The 12296-nt window shown below is 44.8% G+C and carries 12 protein-coding genes; 2 read left to right on the top strand and 10 right to left on the bottom strand.

From position 1 onward, the window contains the following. Positions 1 to 14 precede the first annotated feature (14 nt). The 4 genes from HMPREF2904_RS08835 to yghU all read right to left on the bottom strand — a co-directional run bounded on the left by HMPREF2904_RS08835 (position 15) and on the right by yghU (position 3705). Positions 15 to 1121, bottom strand: a complete 1107-nt coding sequence (locus HMPREF2904_RS08835; RefSeq protein ID WP_083307556.1) for an NAD(P)/FAD-dependent oxidoreductase — start codon at positions 1119 to 1121, stop codon at positions 15 to 17. A gap of 9 nt (positions 1122 to 1130) precedes the next feature. After that, positions 1131 to 1928 (bottom strand): Nif3-like dinuclear metal center hexameric protein, encoded by a 798-nt coding sequence (locus tag HMPREF2904_RS08830; RefSeq protein WP_070662028.1) that lies wholly within the window; start codon positions 1926 to 1928, stop codon positions 1131 to 1133. After that, positions 1918 to 2604 carry a tRNA (adenine(22)-N(1))-methyltransferase gene (locus HMPREF2904_RS08825; RefSeq protein ID WP_070662026.1) on the bottom strand — a complete coding sequence of 229 codons (687 nt, stop codon included), beginning with the start codon at positions 2602 to 2604 and terminating at the stop codon, positions 1918 to 1920. Before HMPREF2904_RS08825 ends, HMPREF2904_RS08830 begins: the two co-directional genes overlap by 11 nt. 312 nt (positions 2605 to 2916) lie before the next feature. Beyond that, positions 2917 to 3705: a glutathione-dependent disulfide-bond oxidoreductase gene (gene yghU, locus HMPREF2904_RS08820; RefSeq protein WP_070662023.1), complete on the bottom strand. Its 789-nt coding sequence runs from the start codon at positions 3703 to 3705 to the stop codon at positions 2917 to 2919. Positions 3706 to 3841: 136 nt separating this feature from the next. On the opposite strand from yghU, the gene add reads away from it, so the two are divergent. Then, positions 3842 to 4861: an adenosine deaminase gene (gene add, locus HMPREF2904_RS08815; RefSeq protein ID WP_070662020.1), complete on the top strand. Its 1020-nt coding sequence runs from the start codon at positions 3842 to 3844 to the stop codon at positions 4859 to 4861. Positions 4862 to 5187: 326 nt separating this feature from the next. Here the strand turns inward: add and HMPREF2904_RS08810 are convergent, their stop codons facing one another. The 6 genes from HMPREF2904_RS08810 to recJ all read right to left on the bottom strand — a co-directional run bounded on the left by HMPREF2904_RS08810 (position 5188) and on the right by recJ (position 10417). Then, entirely contained in the window at positions 5188 to 5871 is a 684-nt protein-coding gene (locus HMPREF2904_RS08810) for a DnaD domain-containing protein (protein WP_070662017.1), read from the bottom strand. A 9-nt stretch (positions 5872 to 5880) separates the two neighbouring features. Continuing rightward, complete coding sequence (gene metA, locus HMPREF2904_RS08805; protein ID WP_003011482.1) at positions 5881 to 6825, bottom strand: homoserine O-acetyltransferase MetA; 945 nt, start codon at positions 6823 to 6825, stop codon at positions 5881 to 5883. Between the two features lie 101 nt (positions 6826 to 6926). Beyond that, positions 6927 to 7439 (bottom strand): adenine phosphoribosyltransferase, encoded by a 513-nt coding sequence (locus tag HMPREF2904_RS08800; protein ID WP_021153512.1) that lies wholly within the window; start codon positions 7437 to 7439, stop codon positions 6927 to 6929. A 158-nt stretch (positions 7440 to 7597) separates the two neighbouring features. Beyond that, positions 7598 to 7930, bottom strand: a complete 333-nt coding sequence (locus HMPREF2904_RS11990) for a TipC family immunity protein (RefSeq protein WP_256263277.1) — start codon at positions 7928 to 7930, stop codon at positions 7598 to 7600. Continuing rightward, entirely contained in the window at positions 7917 to 8195 is a 279-nt protein-coding gene (locus HMPREF2904_RS11985; protein ID WP_256263272.1) for a TipC family immunity protein, read from the bottom strand. Before HMPREF2904_RS11985 ends, HMPREF2904_RS11990 begins: the two co-directional genes overlap by 14 nt. Beyond that, on the bottom strand, positions 8192 to 10417 hold the full coding sequence (gene recJ / locus HMPREF2904_RS08785; protein WP_070662014.1) for a single-stranded-DNA-specific exonuclease RecJ: 2226 nt from the start codon (positions 10415 to 10417) through the stop codon (positions 8192 to 8194). The genes HMPREF2904_RS11985 and recJ overlap by 4 nt, the downstream gene beginning before the upstream one ends. A 479-nt stretch (positions 10418 to 10896) precedes the next feature. Between recJ and HMPREF2904_RS08780 the strand changes: the two genes are divergently transcribed. After that, positions 10897 to 12296 (top strand): Cna B-type domain-containing protein (locus HMPREF2904_RS08780; RefSeq protein ID WP_256263271.1); only part of this gene is annotated, 1400 nt, incomplete at its 3' end.

Here is a 12296-nt window from a genome sequence, read left to right as displayed (position 1 = left end):
AGACAATTGAGAGGCTAGGACTTTTGTCCCACTTTCTTCTTCACATACTGTTCAACTGGATAATCTGCTGGATCTAAGCGCAGGTTTCCTCCTACCACGAGTTGGGCTAGGTGCCAACCAATGAGTGGACCTGTTGTGAGGCCAGACGAACCAAGTCCACTGGCGACATAGAGGCCTGCTCGATCAGGAACAGCTCCCCAAAATGGTGAAAAGTCACTGGTGTAGGCACGAGTTCCCACGCGCTCCCCGATAACTTCCGCTTGAGCGAGTTCTGGATAGTAAGACAGGGCTTCTGTTTCCATCTGATTGAGCAGAACTTGATCCACTGTCAGGTCAAAGCCCATCTCATTCTCATGGGTAGCGCCCATACTGATCTTGCCATTTTGAAAGGGAATGATATCCAGCTCTCCTTCAGGCATGACCACCGGATAATCAGCAGTATCTACATCTAGCTGATAATCCCGCAGTTGCCCCTTTTGCGGACGAACATCAACTTGGTAGCCAAGTGGCTCGAGCATTTGACCCAACCAGGCTCCTGTTGCTAGGATGACTTGGTCATAGCTTTCTCCTGCAATCTGATAGCCATCACTTGAGACTGAGAGAGCAACCTCTTCCTTAATCAGTCTTGCGCCACTGGCTTCAAGAAGAGTTTCCGTCAGAAGGGCCCCTTCTACATGAGCACCACCTGATGCATAGAGCAGCTTCTCAAAACCTTGCAGACCTGGGAATTGCTTGACCACTTCTTCTTTAGTTAAGATCGCCAAGTCTCCAATCAAGGGAGATTCCTCCCGACGTCTCAGCGCCAACTGATAGAGTTCGTCTAATTTTTCCTCATTTTTCTTGAGGAGATAGACGCCGGTCTGCTGGTAAAAATCTGTTTTAATTCCGTCCTTGGCCAGGTCTTCTACCAATTCTTGGTAAAAATCTGCTCCCAGACGAGCCAGGCGATACCAAGCCTTATTCCGCCGTTTAGAAAACCAAGGGCTAATAATGCCTGCTGCCGCCTTAGTCGCTTGGCCGACTCCATGGTCATAGACGGTCACATCCACTTGTGCTTCTTTGGATAAATAATAGGCGGCAGTGGATCCCACGATCCCTGCACCAATAATGGCAACTTTCATCATGCCCCCTTAGATATGGTAAAAAGGATTGGTGCTGGCTTGACTGCCAATCACTTCAATCTCCCACGCTTCCTCAGACTTCCACTGGTTAAGCTTTTCTACTAGTTTCGACACAAAGAGAACCTCGATATGATGACCTGGATCCAAGGCCAAGAGCCCATCGCTCAGCATGTCCTGAGCCGTGTGGTAGTAAATATCTCCTGTGATATAGACTTGTGCCCCTTTAGCGAGAGCATCCTTGTAAAGGGACTGGCCACTTCCTCCGCAGATAGCAACACGCTCAATGACCCGTTCCAGGTCAGCCTCATCATAACTGACCAAGCGCAAAGCATCTAGGCCAAAAGTTTCTTTGACCTTGTCAGCCAACTGGCCAAAGGTTTGAGCGGGTACCCGACCGATGCGACCGATTCCGAGCCCTTCCCCTGTCATACTGAGGGGCTCTGTATCTTCAATTTCCAAGAGCTGGCAAAACCAATCGTTGAGCCCATCTGGGACAATGTCAATATTGGTATGGCTGACGTAGACAGCGATATCATGCTTGATCAAATCGATATAGATCTGATTTTGAGCCCGATCGGCTACCAAATCCTTGATGGGACGGAAAATCGGTGCGTGCTTGACGATGATCAAGTCTACCCCATGGGCGATAGCTTCTGCCACTGTCTGCTCGCGGATATCTAAGGCCACCATGACCTTGTGGATGTCTTTTTGTAGCGTGCCGACCTGTAGCCCACGGACATCTCCCTCCATGGAAAGTTCCTGAGGACAGAAGGCTTCATAGCGTTTGATGACTTCACTAGCTAACATGTAGAACCTCCTTGATGTGAGCGATGCGCTCTTCTAACGATGCTCTGGCAGATTGATTCTCAACTGGGACCTGCTCCAAGGCAAAGGCTAATTTATCCACTTCCTTGGACCACTTTTGGACAAAGGCTGGGGCTTGTTCCCGCATCAAATAGGGACCAAAGCGTAGTTCTTTGGCTGTCAACTCTTGAGAACCGTATTCCACTACGAGAATTTCATAGAACTTCTCATTTTCTTCCAAGATCGCTTCATCGATAATGCGGAAATCATGATTTACCAACCAAGCTCGTAATTCATCCTCTCGATTATTGGGCTGCAGGACCAAGCGAGAGACACCAGCTAATTTCTCAAGACCTGCCGCTAGAATATCCCCAATCAAGCGTCCTCCCATGCCGGCAATAGTGATACAGGAAATGCAATCTGTTGGTTCAAAGGCAGCCAAACCATTGGCCAGACGGACCTCAATCTTGTCTTCTAAGCCATTATCCGCAACATTTTGAAGGGCAGACTGATAGGGCCCTTCTACCACTTCCCCTGCAATGGCAGCCTCAATCTTGCCTTCTTGTAAGAGGGCGATTGGGAGATAAGCATGGTCACTCCCCACGTCCAACAAACGTGCTCTAGCTGGGACGAAGCTAGCTACCAAGTCCAAGCGATTTGATAATTTTGTAAATTCCATGTGCTACTTTCTAAACTTTTATTCCACCCTTTAGTATACCATGTTTGCACCATTAAAAAAAGGCGCAACGGCGCCTTATCAAATTGTTGCTAAATTGTTCTAGCTAGCGAGAAATCTCTTATTTTTGGAGCCAAAAAAATACGTATTGAGTTTTCTGCAGTGAGAAAAGTGCATGAAACTTTTTGTTTCATGCACTCGGGAGTTTTGAAACCTTAGGTTCAAAACTAAGTCATGGAACTTCTGCGAAGTTCGCTGACGTCCGTACTCACCTAAAGAAAATCTCAATACAATTGAATTATCTATGCTTAGACTTTAGTCAATTTCCTTATACTCTACTTCCAAGCCACGTTTTACAGCGGGGCGATTGGCAATTTTCTCTGTCCAAGCTTGCAGATGCTTGTATTCCTTCACATCCAAGAAAATCCCTGCACGGTCCCAGACCTTGTCTTGGGCTAGACGCCCATACCAAGACCAGATGGCAATATCTGCAATGGTATAGTCATCCCCTGCAATATAAGGTTTAGTGGCCAGTTCCTTGTCCAGTAGGTCCAATTGGCGTTTGGCTTCCATGGCAAAACGGTTGATGGCATACTCGATTTTTTCAGGTGCGTAGTGGAAGAAATGGCCAAAGCCTCCCCCTAAGAAAGGTGCAGCCCCTGTCTGCCAGAAGAGCCAGTTAAGCACTTCGGTTCGTTTAGCAGGATCTGTCGGAATCAATTGTCCAAATTTCTCTGCTAGATACAAGAGAATATTGGCTGATTCAAAGACCCGAATGGCTTGGTCACCTGATTGATCCAACATGGCTGGAATTTTTGAGTTGGGATTGATGGCTACAAAGTCGCTGCCAAACTGATCTCCCTCACCAATCTTGATCCGATAAGCGTCATAGCCTGCATCCACTCCCATCTCTTTCAATTCCTCCAGCATAATGGTGGCCTTGATCCCATTGGGTGTTGGAAGGGTATAGAGTTGGAAAGGCTGGTCGCCTTTTGGAAGGGTTTGTTCAAAGCGGGCACCTGCTGTTGGTTGGTTCAAGCTACCCCAGGCTCCTCCCATTTGGCTCGGTGCTTTCCATACTTCTGGTAATTGATAGTCTGACATCTTTCTTCTCCTTTATTTCGCTACTCCTAGCATATCAAATATCGGGCTCCCTTTCAAAGATCTGCTACGCGAAGGCTACTTGACTTTTTTTGTCAAAATGATAGTATAGAAAAAATACAATTTTAAGGAGAAAACCATGTCCACGATCGATTTTCATAGTTTGGCAAAGACAGAACTTCACTGTCACTTAGACGGTTCCTTGTCGCTTCCAATCATTCGCCAGTTGGCAGCTATGGCCCATATTGACCTCCCTGCTAGTGATGAAGAGCTCAAGCACCATGTCACCGCACCTGCCCACTGTGAGAATCTTTTGGACTATTTGGAGGCATTTGACTACATTCGGCCCCTCCTTCAAACTAAGGAAGCCTTGACGCTTGCTGCTTACGATGTGGCCAAGCAAGCTGCTCTCGAAAACGTCGTCTACATCGAAGTCCGCTTCGCACCAGAATTGTCCATGGACCAAGGGCTTACCGTCCCAGAAACCATCGATGCTGTCTGCGATGGTCTTCGCCAAGCCCAGGAGGAATTTGGCATTGTTGCAAAAGCCTTGGTCTGTGGCATGCGCCAATCCGATCAAGAAGTCACCTCTCGCATTCTTGCAGAAGCCAACCAAGTTAGTGATCAGGATTTTGTTGGTTTTGACTTTGCCGGGGATGAGCACAACTACTCTCCAGAAGATATTCGACCTTTAATCGAGCAAGTCAAGAGTTACCATCGGCCCATGACGCTTCATGCAGGTGAGTGTCATTGCCCACACTTTGTTGCCCAATCGATTGCATTTGGCATCAAACGCAATGGCCACGTGACGGCTCTATCTCATGAACCGGCCTTACTCCAATCCTTTATTGAAAATGGGGTCACTGGTGAACTCTGCTTGACCAGCAACCTACAAACAAAAGCAGCACCGACTATAGAAGATTTCCCTTATTTGAAGATGGAGGCAGCCGGAGCTCGGATCAGTATCAATACCGATAACCGGACTGTATCTGATACCGACCTCACCAAGGAATATGCCCTCTACCATCAGCATTTCCAAACTAAGGAAGCTGACTTTTACCAGCACAATGTCGATGCCATCCAGGCTTCCTTTGCTAGCGAGGATGAAAAACAAGAACTACTTAGCAAACTAGAAAAAGCCTACGCGGACTATTTATAAACGAAAAAAGCTAGCAATATATGACTGCTAGCTTTTTGTATGGTTAAAAATTATTTTTTCAATTAAGAACCTATTTGTTTCAGTAAAAATAATGTCTTATTTATAAAACTATTCAAGTATAAAGTATAAACTAAAAACTTTCCGCCGTGAGAAAAGTGCCTGAAACACTATTGTTTCAGGCACTCGGGAGTTTTGAAACCTTAGGTTCAAAACTAAGTCATGGAACTTCTACGAAGTTCGCTGACGTCCGTACTCACATAAGGAAAGTTTCTAGGAAAAATTTACCTTCCTGCTGCAGCTAGCACTCAAATAAGTGCTAGCTTTTTTTAATCCTTCCACAAATCCATGGCCTTCAAGAAATCGTCTGAAACCGTCACATTGCGTGGGTTGGCTTGCTCGCGTTCTTGTAGTTTCGCTTCTACTTGGGCCAGGCTGTTGATGCCTTCACTGCGCCAGTTGCGTAAAATAGCCTGGATATATTTCCAGTGAGGCTTGCCGTTAAAGACAGCTTCTCGTAATGCTGCCTTGATCACATCTGGATCTGTCTGATCCTCGCGCACGGTCTTGGTCAGGTCTTCAATCTCAAAAGGTGTCAAGAGTCGTCCCAGTTCTTGTTGGAAGGTTTCCACCAAGTCCTTGATGACATTTCCCTTAGTAGGCGCGCTTTGTGCCTTCCCTTGTGATTGGGCTTCTAAAATCTCATCCAAGCGCTCCAGGGCAATGGTCGCATCAAAGATGGCTTCAATCTCGCCATTGAGCTCAATGGTCCGGTATTGAAGAAGTCCCTTGGTGGTCAAATTGGACATAATCCGATTGACCTCTGTCACTGTTTTTCCTAGATGACTAGCAATCTGATTGGGAGTTAAGGCCTCTTGGCCGGTCGTATTTTGAAGGAAGAAAAACTGCCAAACCAAGTAGTCATCTGCTTGGTCAAACAACTCATGATAATGAAAAAGCAAGGCACTTGGAAGAACCAAGTTGCCATACTTAAATGCTTGTGAATATGTCATAATTCCCCTTTATAGGTAACCATAAAATGAAATATCTTTTTCCAATTCTTCCAAGCGGTAAGGTGTTTCTTGATAAACCGCATAGTTGATCCAATTACTAAAGAAGGTCGTCGCAGCTAGATTCCAACGAATGCGAGGCTCTGTATTAGCGTCATCCCCATCAAAATAATTCTTGGGAACATCCGGATCCAAGCCCGCCTTGACATCTCGGTGGTATTCTTTTGCCAGCGTATCGCGATCATACTCCAGATGGCCAAAGCTATAGACCTCACGCATGTCTGGACTGGCAATGATAGAAAGCCCAACTTCATTTCCTTGAGCGATCACTTGAAGATTGCTCTTTTCAAGGACTTCCTTCAAAGGAATATCTGTATAACGAGAATGAGGGGCAAGGAAGCGATCGTCAAAGCCTCTCATGAGCAGACTATCGGGACGCACCACTGCTTGGTCATAGATACCAGATAGCTTGTCACAGAGTTCTACTTTTTGAATCCCGTAACGGTGGTACAGTCCAGCCTGGGCTCCCCAACAAAGGTGCAAGGTAGAAAAGACATGCCGCTTTGACCATTCAAAGACCTGGGTTAATTCTTCCCAGTAGTCTACTTCCTCAAAGTCCATCTTTTCGACAGGTGCTCCTGTCACAATCAAGCCGTCATAGTAATTATCCTTGATATCCTCAAAGGTCTTGTAGAAGCTCTCCAAATGCTCAGCCGCTGTATTCTTGGATTCATGGCTCGCCATGTAGAGGAAATCTACATTGATCTGCAAGGGCGTGTTGGCAAGGAGCCGTAAGAGCTGGGTTTCTGTCGCAACCTTGGTCGGCATCAGATTAAGAATGAGAACATTCATCGGCCGAATATCCTGGTGAGTCGCCCGAACATCATCCATGACAAAAATATTTTCTGAACGAAGGATATCGACTGCTGGTAATTTTTTATCTAGAGTAATTGGCATAAAAAGCTCCCATCTTACAAGTTCTTAACTAACATTATATGATAGGAGCTTATAGTTTTCAATTATGGTTTTTCTGTAGCCAGTTATAGTATTAGACTATATTAGTAATGCATCAAGACTTTGTAGTCGTAATCGCCGATTGCTTCGCGACCTTTCAAGTCGTCCAACTCGATCAAGAAGGCACAACCTGCAACAACTCCACCAAGTTTTTCGATCATTTCGATGGTTGCTTTCACCGTACCACCAGTCGCCAAAAGGTCATCAACGATAAGGACGCGTTGACCTGGTTTGATGGCATCTGCGTGCATGCAAAGGGTATCCACACCGTATTCTTTTTCGTAGTCAGCAGAAATGACTTCACGTGGCAATTTACCAGGCTTACGAACAGGCGCAAATCCAATTCCCAACTCAAAAGCGACCGGACATCCAACGATGAACCCACGTGCTTCAGGACCAACGATCATGTCAATTTTCTTATCCGTTGCGTATTGAACGATTTCACGAATCGCATAACTATAAGCATTGCCATCTGCCATCAAAGGGCTGATATCACGGAAGGTAATTCCTTCTTGCGGATAATTTTCAATGCTTGCAATGTAATCTTTTAAATTCATGGTTAACTTTCTTTCATAAAAAATTTTTTACATTCCATTATATCATGAATTCTACTAACTTGCATCATTTTTTGCCAAATCATTTTCCCAAGCTCTCGCGTCAAATTCCAATCCCACATCCGAAAAATGATGTGGGATTGGAATTTGAAACATGCTTACTATTCTTCTATCAATTTATCGTACTCGATTTTCATATCTCCCAAGTTTTTCAGGGAATAACGAGAACTTCCATTCTTAAACCAGGCACCAAGAATGTATTGTTCAGCGACCTTCTTACTTTGCTTTTTCAACCAAGTCCGGTCTTTGCCGTAGGTAGAAAGTTTCTTTAGAAAATCACTACCCTCTACTTCTTGATCATCTGCATAAAGATAGACTTCTTCTTGAATCAATGCTCTTTTTTTAGAATTGTATTTGAACATCATACGAACCGATACATTTTCTTTTAACTGATATTTATACCTATAAACCCATTCTGAACTATCTCGAAACATCAGCACGGACAGGTAGGTCTTCCTGACCACCAACGATTTTATCTGAATAGGGATACATTTGAAATCCTTCATCCTCCTTCCAGATGCGATCACTACCGATCGTCTCTGTAAAGGGCTTAAACATCACATAGCGCATCCATCCACCATTTTCAGCATAGTTAATTTCTTCCATGGGGTTCTTGAGACTCAGGTAGATTCCTAACCAATAAAGAGCAAAAAGCAGGAAGGGGCTGAGCCAGAGGAATTTTTTTAGGTGTTTTTTCATGAGGCCTGCCCTGTCAGGTAGTCGTAGATTTCACGAACTGTTCCAAGGGCCATCAACTCCTGCTCTTTCACCGTTTGTTTAAGTTTTTGGTAGATGCTGCTTTCTGCGATTTTGCGTTTTTCTGCTTCTTTATTGACCTTCATGATGCCATTTTCAATGGTCACGAAGCCCAACTCTTGGAAGATCTGGATCATTTTGACCAAGAGGATCTGCTGGATCTTGAGATAGGCTGCTAGATCTTTGAGTTTGTAGCGGACATCGAACTCTGGGTACTGGTAGATGGTCTTATAGAGCTTGGCATACTGGTCCCTGTTACCGTATCCTGTCAGATAGTAGGCTTTGGAGATCTCATTTTTGAAATAAACGGCTTGGAAATCATGCTCTTGGAAGATTTGCCGTAGTTGCTCTAAATCCTCAGGGATATTTCCAACTACAACAGCGGATGCCCCTGTCAGATCTGGCAGTTCTTTAGTAAAATCAAGAACAGGAACACCTGCGGGGAGGCTGGCATTTTTAGAGCGGATATTAAAGAGCTGCACGCCGTCCACACGCGCGTCAACCAGCATGAGCTGGAGAGTCGTTTGGCCATTCCATTGGTTGACCGACAACTGCACAGCTAGCTCTAGGTCTTGCGCTTGCGCAAACTCTGCTTCTAAGCTTCCCAAGCCAAAGGCAACCACCTCAAAGGTCGCATCTTCTTGAGAAATTTTGAGTTTCAAGTGGATGTTGCCGGCTCCAATTGAGCGCGCCCCTTCTACCTTGAAGTTACGGACCAAAAAGACTGGCTTTTTATTGTCCATGCCAAAAGGACTCAAGCGCTCAAAGCTTTTCAAGGTCTCAAGCGTCAGTTCTGTTAGATGCAATTCCTCGTCGATGGCTAAGCTAGACTTGCTGCTGAGATCAATCTCTTGTTCTGCAATGTAATCCGTAAGAGCCTGAGACAGGGCAGGGAGTTGGTCCACCTCGAGCGTCATCCCTGCTGCACCGGCATGCCCGCCAAAGGCGACAAAGAGCGACCGGTGGGGGTCGAGGGCCTCAAAGATATTGACCGACTCAGGACTCCGAGCGCTTCCTTTAGCCCGTCCATCTTCGATACTTAAAACAACGACCGGCTGATGAAGCTCTTCTAATAAACGACCAGCTACAATGCCAAGAACCCCAGGATTCCAGCCTTCCTTGGCCAAGACCTGGGCGGACAAGCTCGGATCGACCATGGTTTTAGCTTCGTCATAGATGCTTTGGACAATTTCTTTACGTTCTTCATTCTTCTGATGAATCATGAGGGCAATCTCGTGCGCCTCTTCATCGTCAAATCCTGTCAGTAGTTCGATAGCTGGATTAGGGTCATCGAGGCGGCCAAGGGCATTGAGACGAGGAGCAATCTGAAAACCAACCGTTTCTTCATTGACATCCTCTGGACGAATCCCCGCAATCTCCAAGAGCTCCTGCAAGCCCATGCGCTGGGTATGTTGGAGAACACCCAGACCGTATTTGACCAAGATCCGATTCTCATCTGTTAGGCTGACCATGTCAGCAATGGTCCCAATTGCTACCAGGTCTAAGAGATCGACTGGTACTTCCTCTAGGAGGGCACAGGCCAACTTAAAGGCCACACCACATCCTGCTAGATAATGGAAGGGATAATCCGCATCAGGATGCTCCGGATGAATGATCGCATATGCATCCGGTAAAACCTCTGGCATAGAGTGGTGGTCCGTCACGATGACATCGACTCCCATGGCCTGGGCCATGGCAATGGCTTGATTGCCCGCGACCCCATTGTCCACCGTGACAATCAGGGAAATGCCTTGCTGCTCGATAAAATACTTATAGACACTCTCATTGGGCCCATAGCCGTCTGTAAAGCGGTTGGGGAGGTAGACTTGCACCTCCGCCCCCATCTGCTCCAAGGTTTCCTTCATAATGGAGGCTGAGGTCATCCCGTCCGCATCATAGTCTCCGTAGATGAGGATCTGCTCATAATCTTCGATGGCCCGTCGGATGCGCTCCACTGCCTTGTCCATATCATGGAGCAAATAAGGGTCGTGTAGCTTCTCCAGCTTGGGTTCTAAAAAGTCTTCTAAATCCTCTTTGGTCTGAATGCCACGCTCATACAGCAAGGTTGCTACGGACACTTCCAGGCCTACTTTTTTGGCAAGGGCTAAAAAGGCCTCATCTGCACTTGGCGAAGCTAACTGCCAATCGTATTTTGAAGTGATCATCTAGCTTTTGGTCTCCTCTTTTTCTTATCTGAATATTATATCATGAAAGGCTAAAATGGCGGGAAATAAAAGGTCGACCTATACAAAAACCAAAATCAACATTTTTCGTTATTTTTGTTGCATTTAACTTGACTTATCACACTAAAAGAATATAATAATGTTGATAATAATCTTTTAAATATGTAATGGGATGATTATTCTGTTAAAATTTGTAACGTTTATTATCACTTTAACATTATGACGCTTGTCATTTACCTTGTTTTTCTATCTAAACAAACGTAGTTAGAGGGTTTTAGCTGATTTTGTCGGTGGGTTTGTTTTCTTTTAATGCATAAAGAGGAGCATATAATTCATCGATCTATCCTAAACTGAGGCAGCTGGTTTCATGGAGTAGAAATTGGAAGCCTTTCTGTTTTAGGATATATCACTATATAGAATAACCTCGGAAAGGACAGGCCGAAGAAAGGAAATGAGGCCAATTGAAATCTCTTTATAAAAAGATAGTTGCATTTGTAGCTATCATCGGTGTGGTAGCCTTGGGCTTGTCTGTGATCAAACCCGTAAGCGCGGCCACTGTTTCACCAACCGTCACCAACTTAAAGGCCCAAACAAATGGACAAAAGGTTACCTTTTCATTTGACTGGGATTTAACTGGTAAATCAGTTAAAGACGGTGATACATTTACTATTGACGCTCCAGAAGGTGTTAATATCACTGAAATTGCAACTCAATCACTCCAAGCAAATGGAGCTGAAGTCGCAACCATTTCGATGACAAACAAAAAGATTACTTTCACCTTTAAAAAAGCAATCGAATCCATGAACGAAAATGTCAAAGGTGGATTCTCATACAAAGCAGAATGGGATAGCACACCAGGAAATCCTGGTAACAAAACAGCTACTTCAAAAGTAGGATCTGAATCCGTTGTCATCACTCGTCCTGATGGTCCTGGAGTATTTGAATCTGTCTTAAATAAATACAACCTTACTGGTGACTATGTATCTAAGCAATTCAAATTAGATGCATCTGAAAACTATGCATGGTTGAATGTTGGAGATGACTACTATCTGACAAAATGGTTCATCCGTATCAACGGGGATGGTAAGAAACAAGCCATCACAAACCCTGTTGTATCAGATAAAATCCAAGCTCCAGCAGTCGATTACTCAAAAATCACTTTTGCTCCTGCCGCAAACCACGCTGCAAATGAATTCTTTGTGGGAACTTACTTGAAACCATCCTTCACTTTAAGAAAAGGTGGACAAGTGGTGGCTTCTGGTTGGGACTTCTGGAAACATGTGAAATTCGATGCAGACAGTAATGGATTTACCGTGAATTTATCAGATGTCAGTGATGTCTTTAAAACAGCATCTAGCGATGAATTGATCGTTGAATACCAAACATTAATTCCTAAGACAACCATCCGTGTTGATAACAACGCTACTTTGACAGCTGATGAAATCACAACACCTCAAACTGACCCAGCATTCTGGAACAATACAGAATTGAAATCCTGGGTTACTGGAGATCAAACAGTTACTGTTCAAAAAGAATGGGTAGGCGATAGCGAAGCAGATCGTAAAGATATCACGGTTCAATTGTATGCGGACGGCAAAGCCTTGGATGGGTTAACACAAACCCTTACAAAAGCTTCTGGCTGGAAAGCAGCATTTACGAAATTGCCAGGTATCAAAGACGGTAAGAAGATTGAGTACTCAGTAGTGGAAACCAACACTCCAGAAGGTTACACTTCTAAAGTTGAGAAAATTGATGATGACAACGTGATTAAAGTGGTCAACACATCAAATAAACCAACTACAACTACGACAACCACTACGACTACTACAACCACAACTACTACGACTCAAGAGCCGACTAC

Origin of the sequence: Streptococcus sp. HMSC072G04 (genome assembly GCF_001813295.1) — a bacterium.
Lineage (GTDB): Bacteria > Bacillota > Bacilli > Lactobacillales > Streptococcaceae > Streptococcus.
This window is presented reverse-complemented; position numbering and strand designations above follow the sequence as displayed.